Genomic DNA, 14,645 nt, shown 5'->3' on the forward strand with positions numbered 1-14,645 from the left:
GTTCAGGCCGATAAGATCTACCGAAACACGGAAAATCTTCGGTACTGCGAACAACATGGCATACGGCTCAGTGGACCAAAGCTAGGGAGACCACCGGCTAACAAAGAGATAGAGAAGGAACAAAAACGCCTGGAACGGCAAGATGCCAGCGAACGTAATGCTGTAGAAGGTAAATTCGGCGAAGGGAAGCGGCGCTACAGTTTGGCTCGTATTATGGCACGCCTGAAAGAGACCGCCGAAAGCGTGATTTGTCTACAGTTCCTGGTGATGAACTTGGAGCATAGACTCCGTGTTCTTTTGTTCTATTTTCTGCGGCACCTTTTTCGGTATAATCTAGCTTTAGTTCGACCGTCATTATAGTGTTTTAATTGAAATTAGGATTGGTTCAGCAAACCCTAGTTAAGTTCCCGCTTTGCTTTTGAGATATCGGCATAACATTCAGCAATATCGCCTGGTCTTCGGTCTACGATTTCATAGGGTACTTTAATACCATTTGCCTCTTCAAAAGCCTTAACTAACTGCAAAACTGAAGTCCCTTTACCAGTTATAATAATAGGAAAGCAGCATCTCCACCGACTCACCTACCGCCTTAAGACCGGCAAAATGAATAATGCCATCTATTTGGTGAGAGATAAAGACACTGTTAACCGATGCTTCAACGGTCACGTCTATCTCATAGAAAGTGAGTTCTTTATTTGTTATCTGTTTTATTTTATCTATAGTCTGGGGCTTACTGTTGCAAAGATTATCGGCAACAATCACCGTATGTCTTCCAACAAGGCAACACAGGTATGTGAGCCTATATATCCAGCACCGCCGGTAACTAGTATGTTCATATATTACAAATCGAACCTTTCTGGCCTTTTGAGCATTAACCTTTTATTGCACCTTATAATAGTCAACAAACCACTCCGCAAACCTCAACAACCCATCCTCAATACTGGTGCTGGGCTTGAAATCAAAATCACGCTCCAGTTCGGCAGTGGAAGCGTACGTCCTTGGTACATCCCCGGGCTGCATAGGCAGGAACTCTTTCTCTGCCAAAATGTTCTTCCCGGTGGCCTTGCTCAGTGCCTTTTCCAGCGTTTCGATGAAATACATCAGCTGCTCCGGATTGTTGTTGCCTATATTATATACCTTGTGCCGCACCCCGTCTTTAGCAGGCGGGTTGCTTAATATCCTCTCCACCCCAGTGACAATATCGTCAATGTAAGTGAAATCCCGGTACATATCACCGTGGTTAAAAACTTTAATGGGCTCTCCCTTCATTATCTTCTGGCTAAATGAGAAATAAGCCATATCGGGGCGGCCCATAGGTCCTTAGACAGTGAAAAACCTTAGACCGATGGCCGGTATATTATAAAGGTGGCTGTAAGTATAGGCCATCAGCTCGTTTGATTTTTTGGTGGCGGCATAAAGGGAGACAGGGTTGTCCACGAAATCGCCCTCTGAAAAGGGGACTTTTTTATTGGCGCCGTAAACCGAGCTGGATGATGCGTAAACAAGGTGCTCGACGCCTTGATAATTGCTGTGCTGGTTATCTGCTTGGTCATACGAATGGCGGCAGGCTTCCAGTATATTATAGAACCCGATGATATTGCTCTGGATATATGCATCGGGATTTTCGATACTGTAACGCACCCCCGCCTGGGCCGCCAGGTTTACCACAATATGGGGCTTGTACTTGCTGAATGCAGTATTAACCATATCCTTGTCCGAGATGTCGCCCTTGAGGAAGGTGAATATGCCGCTGCTTTTTGTTTGCATTAGCTTTTCAAGCCTGGCTTGTTTTAAGGATACATCATAATAGTCGTTGAGATTATCAATACAAATCACCCGGCAGCCCTGTTCCAGCAGTCGTTTGGCCAGAAAATAGTCTATAAACCCCGCCGCCCCGGTGATTAGATAGGTCTTTGTTGTATCCAGTTCCTTGTAATCCGCTCTCATATGAATACTTGCTCCTTACGATTATATTAATTGATAAGAATATAGATTCGAACTCTATTTTCATTCGTAATTGTGCCGCGACGCGGTAAGGGGTTTGATAAAATAATGGTTATTAATCGTTGGCAATCACATTTCCATGAATGGTTGTAATTAAAGATCATCGATGTTAAGCAATGTACTGCCGGTGGCCCGGGTTATACGAGTTATTTGACTTTAAGTCTTTATTTTCCACCACAGCCTGTCTGCCAATGGAATAATACTCCACTCCGGCATCCTGCATCTCTTCAATGCCGTATATATTCCTGCCGTCATATACCAGCGGTGTACGCATTAGCTTCTTATACTCCTTTGGCTGCACAGCTTTAATCTCGCTCCATTCGGTGAAGATAAAGCAGACATTAGCGCCGGAAAGTGCCTCTTCCGGTTTGTCTACATACTTAATGTTATACTCACCCTCCGGGTACCTCTGCTTGAAATTATCGCAGCCCACAGGGTCATAGGCATAAACATGGGCCCCCCGCTCCAACAGCAGCGGAACATTCTCCAGGGACGGCGCCTCCCGCAAATCGTCTGTTCCGGGCTTGAAGGTCAGCCCCAATACCGCCACTTTCAGGCCATCAAAGGTAATCAGCCGGTTCGAAGCCTTTTTGTATAATATGGTCTTCTGGTCGTTATTTACGGCAATGGCGGCCTTCACTGTCCGCAGCTCATAGCCGTTCTGCCTGGCCAGATAATCCAGCGCCTTGGTGTCCTTGGGGAAGCAGCTTCCGCCGTAGCCGATACTGGCATTTAAGAATTTACTACCAATACGCTCATCGAAGGACATGCCTCGGGCTACATCTTGAATATCTGCGCCTACCAGTTCGCAGAGGTTGGCGATGTCGTTCATGTAGGATATTTTTAAAGCCAGGAAATCATTGGCCGCATATTTAATCATTTCCGCTGACCTTCTGCTTACTGATACAATTGGTAGATTAAATGGCTCATATATTTTCATCAACATTTCTTCAGCCCATTGGCTGTCCGTGCCGATGATGATTCTGGCCGCCTCAAGCGTATCGCGCACCGCCGTGCCCTGGGCCAGAAATTCGGGGTTGCTTGCTACTTCTACTTTAACGTCATGCACCAGGAAATCATGGATGAATTGCTCTACTTTATCATTTGTACCGACGGGGACTGTTGACTTTACCACCACAAGGCAATCCTTTTCTATGGTTTCCGCTATTTGTCTGGCCACGGTGGCTATGTAGGACAGGTTGGCGGAACCGTCGGGTTGCTCGGGGGTGCCGACACCGATGAAAATCGCGTCGGCGTCTTTATAGGCCCGGGTGTTGTCGGTGGTAAACCTGAGCCTGCCGGCGGCGTAATTTTTCTGCATCAGTTCTTCCAAGCCTGTTTCATAAATGGGAGAGATGCCTTGCTTCAGCAGATTGATTTTTTGTTCGTCAATATCGACACAGGTAACTTTGTGGCCTACTTAGGCGAAACATACGCCAGATACTAATCCGACATAGCCTGTGCCGGCTACTGATATTTTGTACATAGTCACTTCCTCCAAACCACCCTATTAACTATCCCCGTATAACTCTGAATAATCTTGACCACCTTCACGCTTACGTTTTCATCCGCATAGTCAGGTGTCGTAACGCCGAGGTCGCCATTTTTATGCATAGCAACAGCCAGGTCAACTGCCTGCAGTACCTGCTCTGTAGTGATACTTCCAATAATGAAATTACCTTTATCCATGGATTCCGGCCGCTCGGTGCTGGTTCGCACAGATACAGCCGGAAATTTGAAATAGGATGCTTCCTCCGGTATAGTACCGCTATCAGATACAACGCAAAATGCATTTAGCTGCAAATTATTATAATCCGAAAACCCGAAGGGTTTTAAACTCCGCACATGGGGGTGAAATTTAAAGCCCCTTTGCTCAATGAACTTGGCGCTGCGGGGATGCGTACTGTAAATAACAGGCATATCATAATGCTCCGCCATGGCATTGACCGCATTCATCAAGGCAAAAAAGTTCTCTTCAATATCAATATTCTCCTCACGATGGGCAGAAAGCAAAATATATTTCCCCTTCTCCAAACCCAAATGCTCAACTACCTTGCTGCGCTTAATTTTATCAATATTGGCGGTCAGCACTTCTGCCATAGGGGACCCTGTTACATAAGTGCGCTCTTTGGCTACGCCTTCATAGTTCAAATAGCGCCTGGCGTGTTCGCTGTAGCACAGATTCACGTCCGCGATATGGTCAACAATTCTGCGATTGGTTTCTTCGGGTAGATTCTCATCAAAACAGCGGTTGCCGGCTTCCATATGAAAGATAGGCACTTTCAGTCTTTTGGCTGATATGGCTGACAGAGCTGAGTTTGTATCGCCCAGGATCAAGAGTGCATCCGGTTTCACTTCTGAGAGCACCTTATAACTTTTAGCTATAATATTGCCAATGGTTTCACCCAAATCTCCACCGACTGCCTCCAGGTAGTAATCAGGCTCCCTTAAACCCAAATCCTCAAAGAAAATCTGGTTAAGCGTGTAATCCCAATTCTGGCCGGTATGCACCAGGATATGGTCAAAATAAATATCGCATTTTTTGATTACTTCGGACAGCCGTATTATCTCCGGTCTGGTGCCAAGGATGGTCATTAGTTTTAGTTTTCTCATTGCCGTATTAGCCACTTTACACCTCCAAATAATACGTGTCCGGCTTCTCCGGGTCAAAACATTCATTGGCCCACATAATGGTCACCATGTCTGTATCACCAAGGTTTTCAATGTTATGGGTATACCCTGGGGGTATATCAACAACTTTCAACCTCTGGCCTTTGAAATTTCCTCGAACAAGTTTTCAATGGCAGTTGACACGTGAGGGAAAAGATGGTTTCCAAAAATTTTTATGGGTCCTTTTTCAGCTCGATTACTATCTGCTAAAGCACATCATACTATATAAGACTTAATTACATCACACACGGCTGTAACATCCTCTTCTGTTATATAAGGATGCATCGGTAGAGAAAGTACAATATCACAAAGTTCATTGGTCACTTCAAAATCGTTCTCATCAAACTCTAAATCCGCAAAAGCGCCTTGTTTATGCATCGGCTTGATATAATAAATCATGCTCGGTATGCCTTGCTCTTTCAGCTTGGCTTGCAGACCATCACGCTGCTCTTTATTCTTCAGCTTGATGGTGTACTGAGCAAAACTCGAATAGAACCCATCCGGTATTACAGGTATTTCAACAACGCCATCCAGTCTTTCATTGTAATGTCGGTATACCCTGTTCACATCTTCCAGTTCATGGTTAATAAAGGCTTTCAACTTTACTTTTAATACGGCGGCTTGAATGGTATCCAATCTTGAATTAACTCCAATTCTCACATTGTCGTACTTATTGTCACCTTTGCCGTGAACTTTAAGAGATTTGACAAGCTGTGCCAGTTCATCATCATTGGTGAACACAGCTCCGCCGTCTCCGTAGCATCCCAGCGGTTTTGCGGGGAAGAATGAAGTAGTTGCTGCGTCGCCAAAACTGCAGGCTCTTTGTCCATTAATATTGCCACCGAAGCCCTGAGCGCCGTCTTCCAAAACCAACAGGTTATATTTCTTCGCTATTTTTAGTATTTCTGGATAATTTGCAGGCAGGCCAAATAAATCAACAGGAATGATAGCTTTAGGAGTTAATTTCCCTTTCGCTATTGTCTTCCGAATTGCTTTCTCCAATTTTGCCGGATCTAAGTTAAAAGTGTCTCTGTCTACATCCACGAATATAGGAGTCGCCCCTTCAAAAGAAACAATTTCGCCTGTTGAAAAGAACGTAAAATCGGGTACGAAAACTGCGTCTCCTGCTTTAATTCCCCAGGCCATCGCCACAAGCGTCATTGCTTCTGTTCCATTGGCACAGGAAATGCAGTGCTTCACTCCAACATATTCGGCCAAAAGCGCTTCCAATTCACCAACCTGTTTGCCACCTATAAAGTTTGCATTTAATAAAACTTCCTGTATTGCAGAATCAATCTCAGCCTTATATTTTTGATATTGAGCTTTTAAATCTCTAAATTGCATTTTATTGCTCCATTAATTTATTATTTGATGCTTTACATATTAGGGGATTATCCCCCCGGTCTGTTGAAATGTGTTATTCTTAAAATTTTTCTCTTTCACACGATTTTATTTCTCTTCTAGCTTACCATCCATCAATACATACTCTCTGCCGCAAACCTTGCACTTAAGCCCATCTTTAAGCGGCATTCCGCATTCACATACCCAACCCACTTGTCTAGCCGGTACCCCTGCCATTAAAGCATAGTCCGGTACATCCTTAGTCACAACTGCACCGGAAGCTATCATCGCCCACCTGCCGACGGTATGTCCACAAACAATGGTAGCATTTGCACCGATGGATGCACCGTATTTAATAAGCGTCTTCTTATAACCGACACTACCTTTGGGATATTTACTTCTCGGCGTTAAGTCATTAGTAAACACACAAGACGGCCCACAGAATACGTAGTCCTCTAATACCACGCCTTCGTATACAGATACGTTGTTCTGGATTTTCACTCCGTTGCCGATCTTCACGTTATTTGAAACATTAACATTCTGACCTAAAGAACAATTCTCTCCAATCTGCGAGCCTTTTTGAACATGGCTAAAATGCCATATCTTTGTGCCACTGCCTATAGTTACATCCTCATCAATATAACTGCTTTCGTGTACAAAATAGTCCGCCATCACTTCCTACTCCTATCTCATTCATTTTTGCATATTAACTCTTGCACTGTCTCCAGCACTTTGACAACTTCGTGTCCAGTTATTCCACTAGCTATTTCAATTGTTTTATCAAGGTTCTCAACAAAGTATTTCAGCTCTTCAGTCAGGGGCATCATACCCTTCTCATAAGGGATGATTTCATCAGGCTGCTCTACTTTAACCGGTTTACCTTCCACCCAATCTATGTGTTTGTTATAATAAAGAATGTTTTTATCTAAAGAGGAATCATCAAAAGATATCATTCCGTGACTACCCACCACGACCAACCTTTGCTCTTTAAAGGGATGCAACCAAGAAACAAAGATATGAGCATGTATATTGCCTGAGTAGACAAACTGTGTCATTGTCACATCATAGATTTTATCCTGGAGGAATTTTGCTCCTTTGGCTTCTATCTTAATGGTTGGTTGCCCAATAAAATAATCCAAGATCGAAATATCATGAGGCGCAAATGACCAGAAAACATTTTCCTCTGTTCTGACTGTTCCCAAGTTTAATCTGGTTGAATAAACATAATAAAGCTGTCCAATTTTGCCGCTATCGATGACCTCTTTGATTTTTTTGATGGCTGGATGGAAAAGTAAGAGATGTCCTACCATAAGTCTGGCTTTTTTTTGCTCAGCAATCTCAATAAGCTCTTTTGAATGCTTTGAGGAAAGAGTCATTGGTTTTTCTATGAGTACATTTAAGCCCTGTTCCAGCAATTTCCTTCCCACAGGATAATGGGTTTCTGCAGGTGTAGCTAATATGTATCCGTCAAAACTTTGCTGAATTGCATAATCTAGTTCAGTAAAACCCTTTACTGGATATTGCTTTAACAGTTCATTCAGCCTTTGCTGGTTGACTTCCACAATACCCGCTAAGTTACCCATATGGAAAAGAGTTCTGATGTGGTTTTGCCCCCATCTTCCTCCTCCGATTACGCATATTTTTCTTTTCATAGCTAATTGCTCCTATAATTTTTTTTCGAAAGAATATAGAAATTAGCGGTATTTGTCCCTAGCATTATGCTGCAGAAAGCAAGCCATGGAACTTGATCGGAAAAAAGTTTATTCCCATCGAGAAATATCCGATAAATGCCAGATATCCCATACCACCTTCTACAAGTTTTTGAAAAGATACGAGGAACATGGTGAGGCTGGCCTGCACGATAAAGAACGTGTACCAGGCATCAGGCCTAATCAAACACCGCCGGACGTTGAAGAAGCTATCCTGGCTTTTGTCCAGGAACACCCAGCTCATGGCCCCAAAAGGATCAGCGCCGAACTGAGAAAACCAGAAAACGGTGGAATTAAAATCGGCGAAACCGCTGTATACGGGGTACTTAGACGGAATGGCCTCAGGCGCGAACGCCTTAAATGGATTGATTCCCTGCAACCTCCGCAGGAGAAAACAGACTCGAAAAAGTGTATGTCCAGGTCGGGGTGGACTGTGCCAGCAGCTATGGCTGGGCACGGCTCTACACCGACAAGACAGCTGAATCCGCTGCTGATTTTCTGAACTATGTCCATCACGACTATCAGTCTATGGGTGTTAAGTTACAGCGGGCTCTGACGGATAACGGAAAGGAATACGGCTCGTCCGAACCCACGTATGAGCATTGTAATGGTGCTACATGCCTTATCCTGGGCGTTAAGCATAAGACCACCAAGGTAAAGCACCCCTGGACCAACGGTTATGCTGAACGGTTATTCAGACTCTATACCAGGAATTTTTCCAGGTAGACTTAAGGTGCAAAAGATATTTCTCTGTAGAAGAACTCCAGTCTGACCTGAACGAATTTTTGCGCTATTATAACTGGGAACGCCCTCACCAAATTCAACAAGAAAGGTATACTACCTATTTGTGGTAGTTTAGTTTGTAAACTTTTGAATATGCTCTAAATGATGTTTCTTAGATACAAGCTTCAGTAGAATCCCTATAAACACAATTTCCAATATAAAATGAAGTGAAGCCGCTCCGAAATCCCCTCTATGACTCTCAGTTATTAATAGCATAGCAGTATATAAATAATAATATTCAAACACAGTAAACCCTCGATTAACTTCAACATCATTATATATAATTTTTTTATTTGTTATGATATAATGATACTTATTATCTAAATAGCCACATAATATCCCCCAAAGGCATGATACAATAACTACACCCCCCAATCCTAGCGCAGCATGTGCTTCTCCAATGTAACCTGAAGCTGCGGAAAATCCCTGACTTACTTTCTGTGGTTCTAATATTGATAATATTTCTACTGATGTATAACCAGGTTTATCTGGCCATAAAATTCTTGGAATAAATGCAAATACGGCTTTAAAATAACCTGTGGGACCTACAAAAATATCACCATATTCAATCTGATAACTAAAATATTTATATGATGCCACAAAGTCTGTATTTGACATGAATATATCCATAAAATTACCATATTGAAAGTAACTTATAATGGAATTTAAATTAAAATCATTAATTCCAAACGTTCTAAAATAACCCGTCATAAACATTACCATAAAAAATATGGGTATCAACAATATACTAATAGTTGCAATTTTAACCTTATTCGTATTTTTTGACAACTTATAAAATATTATAGCAAACAAAGGATAAACTACATACCTCCTAGCAAATGTGAGCATTGATATAAACATAATAATTGTAATAAATATTATATAAGATTTCTTCTTATCTTTATTATTATTCGACGAGAGCACCAAAACCGATCCTATGATTGCAACATAAAATAATGATAATTCAGCAAATGTAGAGAATATATTATTGTTAGTTTCATATAGCCATATCCTCCCTGAACCAGAATTAAATATATTTATTATTCCACTTGCGCCAATAGTTAGTGTTACCAATATTATTGATAATACAATAAATAGTTTAAATAACCAACTGACATTATTATAAGATACCTCTATCTGCCTAATTAAAGAAACTTTTTTTAATTTACCCCATTTTAACATGAAGAACCAATTAGTTGATATAAATGATATCAACCCTAGCATTGAGTATGATGCTAATCTTTCTACTAAATCATCTGAGATACCATTAAATTCTGTAATTTGGTTCCTAAATATTGGTATAAAAATATATATCGCATAAAATACAATAACCCAGTACATTGAAAGTGAAACTGGATTCTTTTTTTTGCATAAAAGTATTATATATATAATTGCTGTAAGGTTCAAAATATATAACATATTTCGTATTGCCTACTTTCATCTGTTTTGCTGTGACAACCTTTAACAACTTAATTCAGCTTATTTACACTAATTTGCACTTCGTTCTCCCATTTCATTATAAAATACACTTCTGTTTCCAATATAATATAATGCAAATAGACGAGTTAAGCTGGCAATAATAGCGGCAATACAAAAACCAAAAATTAAATAATATTTTAACAAAATCAATCCACCTACTAGATAAACAGCCCCATAAATTATTTGAATAATAATTTGCCAGTGTAATGGTGAATATCTTAATAGAGCAGGTTGAGTCATATTTGCGGCAGCCCCAATTATTGCAGCTATATTGGCCAGCATAATATATGGGGAAGCATTGTCAATCAAGGTTGGATACAATAAGCTAGTAAACCAATTAGCCAAAAAATAAGAAAGAAAATAAAATATAATAGAAAAAACTGTTACAACTTGATTAATCCTCCAAAATAACTTGCGAGTCATATTAAAGTTCTTTTGAGCATAATATCCTAGTAAGACACTAGCAATGGGGGAAAAAACCAGGCCCAAGCTTTTTCCAAAAAAGGACGCTACTGCATATGTTGCAACACCATCTCCCCCCAATGTTGGGTAGAGAATCAACCTATCCAGATAAACAATCATATTACCCATTAAACCCGAAAAAAGCAAAACTATATACTTCATTAAAGTTGGCTTAAATAAACATGTAATTTTAATTGATTCCTTTATAATATTAGTTGTCAGGAATATAAAAATAAAGCCACTTATTTCACCTATTAAAAAGGCCAAAGGCCAATAATTTGTATAGGCCACAGCAAATAAACCAATTATATAACCCGAAGCGGTTATACAATTAAAAACCATATTCATGGTAAAATTTAGTTTTAGCCTATAGCTTACGGAAAAATAAGATCGACATATTCCCACTATTAAGGTGAAAATCAACAAGATAACTGTAATATTATCTCTTGCCAGCAAAGATTGATTTATAATATATAGAACTAATGACCCAGCCAGCAATGTACCAATTAAAATAACATTAAAATCACCCTGAATATCTCGTCTTATATATTCGACATTTTGAATCAATCTAATATTATTAAGAGTGTTTCCAAGTCCAACAACAATAATATTTAGGATCCCCATGAAGGTTAAAATAATACCATATGTTTCAGGAGAAGTTATTCTTGCTAAATATGGGTAAACTAGCAATTGCAGAGATGCTACCACTACTAAAGAACCGATAATACTAGTTCCAAAATCTTTGAATAATTTTACTTTAATTTTTCTCCCCACCAATACTTCACCTTAAGGATACATTGGCCATCAGACTGTACGCCAACCCAATATTTGTTTGTTCTATATGTTTTGGCAATGGACTCGCCTGCCAGCTTGTGCATCTATATAGGGTTTTATATGATTCCCGTATACCAAGTTAAATTGTTTTTTTAATTAGAGTAATTCAATGTTTTCTCGTTTTTTCACGTTCTTCATGGCGTTTTTAGTATCGAATATGGCTTTGGCGTTTTTTTGCACGAATTCGTAATCGATCTTCGTATGAGCTGTAGTTATGACGACAAGATCGGCTGACTTTAGTTTTTCGGCATTAAGTTCACTGAGTCCAATTATAATCTGGCCTTTTTCTTTATATGCATTGATGTAGGGGTCATAATATTCGACTTCGGCACCTGCTTTGCGGAATTCATCAATGACTCTAATGGCAGGGCTTTCTCTATAGTCGTCAATGTCCTGTTTATAGGCCACACCTAATACAAGAATCTTTGCACCGTTTAATGCTTTCTTAAAGCGGTTAAGGATTTTAGAAGCACGCTCAACTGTATATTCAGGCATTTTGTCGTTGACCATCATGGATGCTTCGATCATGGAGGTATGAAATCCGTATTCCCTGGCTTTCCAGGACAGATAGTAGGGATCCAGTGGAATACAGTGTCCACCGAGTCCAGGTCCGGGATAAAAGGGTGTAAAGCCGAAGGGCTTAGTTTTAGCAGCTTCGATAACTTCCCATATGTCAATGTCCATCTTGTTGCAGAGGATAGCTAGTTCATTAATTAGCCCAATGTTAACATTCCTATATGTATTCTCTAATATTTTTGCCATTTCAGCGATTTTAGGCGAACTGGCTTCAAAGATTCCTCCATCCACAACATTGCGGTACATGGCGGCGATGACTTCAGTGGCATCTTTGCCTACACCGCCTACTACTTTGGGGGTATTTTTTGTCTGATGTCGGAGGTTGCCTGGATCTACGCGCTCTGGTGAGAAAGCAAGGTAAAAATCTTTCCCGCATTTGAGTCCTGAACCCTCTTCAAGTATCGGCAGTAGCAGTTCTTCGGTGGTACCGGGATATGTGGTGGATTCGAGTACAATCATACTGCCTCTTTTCATGTATTTAGCTATAGCAATTGCGGAATCTCTGACATATCTAATGTCTGGCTGCTGATAATTGTCCAGCGGAGTAGGTACCGCAATAGCGACAAAGTCTACATCACTTATAAAGGAAAAATCATTAGTGGCACTAAGCATACCTCTTGCTACGAGCTGATTTAACTCAGTATCAACGACATCGCCAATATAATTGATGCCCTGATTAACCATATCTACCTTTTGGGGCTGGATATCGAAGCCGATGGTTTTATAGCCAGCTTTGGCTTTTTCAACGGCCAGAGGCAAACCGACATAACCGAGGCCTACTACACCGACAATTATTTCTTTTTTCGCTATTTTATTAAGCAATTGTTCTTTGATGGACATTCTTTTTCTCCTCTCGCAACCCTTACGACTATATCTCATTAAATTTATTACATTTTTACTACCTCTCGTGATTACAAAAGGGGCAAGATTGCATACAATTATACATAAAGCCTCGCCGCAAGTTTTTTATAATCTAAAAGCTCTCTTGCGATCTTCATAGAATTTGAACTCATCGTTTTTAATTTGCTTGGATTATCTGCAATTTCCTTAAACACTCTTTTCATGTCCTCTATGCTTTTTATATAGTACCCATTGCCTTGAAGATATGGTTCATGACTTTTATGAGGATATAGCATGACAGCACACCCACAACATATTGCGTTCTGCATTGTTGCCGACTGCCCACCTGGCTGAACGTAGACATCTGCTGCACATAGATACTTCAACAATTCATCTGCTGTTTTCCATCCAACAAAGGATATTCTGGGATCCGTCTCTATTAATGGTTCAACCTCTTCCTTAACATCCTCCGTCATGCTACCTACAAGTACAAGGCGTATTTTATCTGATTTAACTTGCAAGAAGGCCTTTAAAATATCATATGTTCTTTTCTTTTTATCCATTTTTCCTGAGTGAACAAACAGAATGTTGTTATCTGTTAATCTTAAACTTTTACGAATTTCTTGTCTTTTAGCCTGGCGTTCCTCTTCAGAAAAAATTATCCCGCCTAATGGATAAAACTCCATCACTTCCTTAGGTATTTTATATAGTTCGCGCATAAAATCCCCACACTCGACAGAAACATAGAACAATTTATCGATTTGCGGCAATGCCATATTTACAATTCTCTTATAAAACATTCTATGTAAGATATGTTTTGATACAAAACCTCGCGCACTGTTGTTAAAATCTGAATGGCTATCCACATATAACTTCACTTCGGGGTGTTCCCTCTTATATCTTGCAACGGTTATAAGCTCCCAAGTTTGTATACCATGAAACATAATTACGTCTGGTTTCAATTCTTCCAACAACTCATAAAGGCCATTTACAGCCCGAATTTTTTGATTAACATAACGATTGAATACCCTTTTAAACGGCATCCGAATCACTTTTACCCCATTTTGCAGGACATAATCAATGGGTTCATACAGAGGAATATTTTTGATTATACCATTTTCCCACCTTTGCATCGTTACAATTATAGTGGTTTTATACCCATCTAAAACATTATACCAAGGTAAAATATTCTCTTGATAACTTGTATCGTCCGTATAAGGTCCCGTAAAATCAATATGAACAATATTCATTTGCAATCCCTTTTCAATGGTATTTTCCAGCCTAATCTACAAGTAACAACCTTATAACGATTGTACGTTTTAACAGTAGTTATGCAGTTTCAGGATAATAACCCCAATTCCACAACTTAAAATCCAAAGATTTAGGCCACAATTTATCAATCAGACTTGCAAAGCGTTCGGTTGCCGTGTCAAAATAGACTTGGATCTGCTGATTGCAGCAGCTGATTCGACAAGCGGCGTTGAAAAAGCACCCGATCACCTCGCACAGGGAGAGGGCTTGTTCAGCGCCTTCTTTATTACACTCCCAGGTGGCATAACAAAGAAGGGTATTCGCCGTAAACAAAACTCCACATGTGCGAAATGAGCTGTTTTAGAACGGGCGTAGCAGGATGTTAGACCAAGATTCTGCTTGACTGTTCGATAAAAAACCTCGATTCTCCAGCGTTTGATATAGGTACCTGCTGCATCTTCGGGCGCATCAACGCGGTTACTGATGAGAAGATACGCATCCTTGAAAGTTGCCGTAAGTTCCTTTTCCGGGAGCAGAATACTTGTTTCCGGTACCTGCTTGACATAGGTTGCTGCAATAGCCGCAATAGGCACGAAACGTTGCCGGGTGATGGGTTTACCTTTACGTGTAACCGTTTCAAAAGGCAGTTTGACGTAAATATCCGGGATGCTAAAAACAGAACCCTTGCCCAGCACC

General features: G+C 40.5%; 13 protein-coding genes and 3 pseudogenes. 2 read left to right on the plus strand and 14 right to left on the minus strand.

Annotated features, from left to right (window positions below; translation table 11 throughout):
- A partial coding sequence (locus tag H569_RS19730) for a transposase (protein ID WP_157833489.1) occupies positions 1-360 on the plus strand: 360 nt, incomplete at its 5' end.
- A 177-nt stretch (positions 361-537) separates the two neighbouring features.
- Here the strand turns inward: H569_RS19730 and H569_RS23110 are convergent.
- The 9 genes and pseudogenes from H569_RS23110 to H569_RS0108535 all read right to left on the minus strand — a co-directional run bounded on the left by H569_RS23110 (position 538) and on the right by H569_RS0108535 (position 7,667).
- Complete coding sequence (locus tag H569_RS23110) at positions 538-762, minus strand: GDP-mannose 4,6-dehydratase (protein ID WP_027364652.1); 225 nt, start codon at positions 760-762, stop codon at positions 538-540.
- The gene (locus H569_RS23270) at positions 759-836 is read right to left on the minus strand and encodes an NAD-dependent epimerase/dehydratase family protein (RefSeq protein WP_250636647.1); all 78 of its coding nucleotides are present in this window, start codon (positions 834-836) and stop codon (positions 759-761) included. The genes H569_RS23110 and H569_RS23270 overlap by 4 nt, the downstream gene beginning before the upstream one ends.
- 43 nt (positions 837-879) lie before the next feature.
- Positions 880-1,947: pseudogene (locus H569_RS19740) on the minus strand (GDP-mannose 4,6-dehydratase).
- A gap of 166 nt (positions 1,948-2,113) precedes the next feature.
- Positions 2,114-3,490: pseudogene (locus H569_RS19745) on the minus strand (UDP-glucose dehydrogenase family protein).
- A gap of 2 nt (positions 3,491-3,492) precedes the next feature.
- Entirely contained in the window at positions 3,493-4,617 is a 1,125-nt protein-coding gene (gene wecB / locus H569_RS0108515; protein WP_027364653.1) for a non-hydrolyzing UDP-N-acetylglucosamine 2-epimerase, read from the minus strand.
- Positions 4,618-4,633: 16 nt separating this feature from the next.
- Positions 4,634-4,777, minus strand: a pseudogene (locus H569_RS23595) (polysaccharide biosynthesis C-terminal domain-containing protein); the annotation flags it as partial.
- A gap of 113 nt (positions 4,778-4,890) precedes the next feature.
- The gene (locus H569_RS0108525; protein WP_027364654.1) at positions 4,891-6,018 is read right to left on the minus strand and encodes a DegT/DnrJ/EryC1/StrS family aminotransferase; all 1,128 of its coding nucleotides are present in this window, start codon (positions 6,016-6,018) and stop codon (positions 4,891-4,893) included.
- A 105-nt stretch (positions 6,019-6,123) separates the two neighbouring features.
- Positions 6,124-6,687: an acyltransferase gene (locus tag H569_RS0108530; RefSeq protein ID WP_027364655.1), complete on the minus strand. Its 564-nt coding sequence runs from the start codon at positions 6,685-6,687 to the stop codon at positions 6,124-6,126.
- A 17-nt stretch (positions 6,688-6,704) separates the two neighbouring features.
- On the minus strand, positions 6,705-7,667 hold the full coding sequence (locus H569_RS0108535; protein WP_027364656.1) for a Gfo/Idh/MocA family protein: 963 nt from the start codon (positions 7,665-7,667) through the stop codon (positions 6,705-6,707).
- 85 nt (positions 7,668-7,752) lie between these two features.
- Between H569_RS0108535 and H569_RS23115 the strand changes: the two genes are divergently transcribed.
- On the plus strand, positions 7,753-8,226 hold the full coding sequence (locus H569_RS23115; RefSeq protein ID WP_238492507.1) for a helix-turn-helix domain-containing protein: 474 nt from the start codon (positions 7,753-7,755) through the stop codon (positions 8,224-8,226).
- Between the two features lie 353 nt (positions 8,227-8,579).
- Here the strand turns inward: H569_RS23115 and H569_RS0108550 are convergent, their stop codons facing one another.
- From H569_RS0108550 to H569_RS23120, 5 genes are all read right to left on the minus strand, one after another.
- Complete coding sequence (locus H569_RS0108550; RefSeq protein ID WP_081410937.1) at positions 8,580-9,926, minus strand: O-antigen polymerase; 1,347 nt, start codon at positions 9,924-9,926, stop codon at positions 8,580-8,582.
- A gap of 69 nt (positions 9,927-9,995) precedes the next feature.
- Positions 9,996-11,222 carry a lipopolysaccharide biosynthesis protein gene (locus tag H569_RS0108560; protein WP_027364661.1) on the minus strand — a complete coding sequence of 409 codons (1,227 nt, stop codon included), beginning with the start codon at positions 11,220-11,222 and terminating at the stop codon, positions 9,996-9,998.
- Between the two features lie 156 nt (positions 11,223-11,378).
- Positions 11,379-12,698, minus strand: a complete 1,320-nt coding sequence (locus H569_RS0108565; protein ID WP_407638052.1) for a nucleotide sugar dehydrogenase — start codon at positions 12,696-12,698, stop codon at positions 11,379-11,381.
- Between the two features lie 98 nt (positions 12,699-12,796).
- Positions 12,797-13,948 carry a glycosyltransferase family 4 protein gene (locus H569_RS0108570; protein ID WP_027364663.1) on the minus strand — a complete coding sequence of 384 codons (1,152 nt, stop codon included), beginning with the start codon at positions 13,946-13,948 and terminating at the stop codon, positions 12,797-12,799.
- A 79-nt stretch (positions 13,949-14,027) separates the two neighbouring features.
- Positions 14,028-14,282 carry a hypothetical protein gene (locus H569_RS23120; protein ID WP_238492508.1) on the minus strand — a complete coding sequence of 85 codons (255 nt, stop codon included), beginning with the start codon at positions 14,280-14,282 and terminating at the stop codon, positions 14,028-14,030.
- Positions 14,283-14,645: the final 363 nt, after the last annotated feature.

The organism is Desulfotruncus alcoholivorax DSM 16058 (genome assembly GCF_000430885.1).
Lineage (GTDB): Bacteria > Bacillota > Desulfotomaculia > Desulfotomaculales > Desulfallaceae > Desulfotruncus > Desulfotruncus alcoholivorax.

Coding starts and splice junctions, on each gene's coding strand:
- H569_RS23270 (WP_250636647.1), bottom strand. CDS start 836: ATGAACATACTAGTTACCGGCGGTGCTGGATATATAGGCTCACATACC.
- wecB (WP_027364653.1), bottom strand. CDS start 4,617: ATGAGAAAACTAAAACTAATGACCATCCTTGGCACCAGACCGGAGATA.
- H569_RS0108525 (WP_027364654.1), bottom strand. CDS start 6,018: ATGCAATTTAGAGATTTAAAAGCTCAATATCAAAAATATAAGGCTGAG.
- H569_RS0108530 (WP_027364655.1), bottom strand. CDS start 6,687: ATGGCGGACTATTTTGTACACGAAAGCAGTTATATTGATGAGGATGTA.
- H569_RS0108535 (WP_027364656.1), bottom strand. CDS start 7,667: ATGAAAAGAAAAATATGCGTAATCGGAGGAGGAAGATGGGGGCAAAAC.
- H569_RS23115 (WP_238492507.1), top strand. CDS start 7,753: ATGGAACTTGATCGGAAAAAAGTTTATTCCCATCGAGAAATATCCGAT.
- H569_RS0108550 (WP_081410937.1), bottom strand. CDS start 9,926: ATGTTATATATTTTGAACCTTACAGCAATTATATATATAATACTTTTA.
- H569_RS0108565 (WP_407638052.1), bottom strand. CDS start 12,698: ATGTCCATCAAAGAACAATTGCTTAATAAAATAGCGAAAAAAGAAATA.
- H569_RS0108570 (WP_027364663.1), bottom strand. CDS start 13,948: ATGAATATTGTTCATATTGATTTTACGGGACCTTATACGGACGATACA.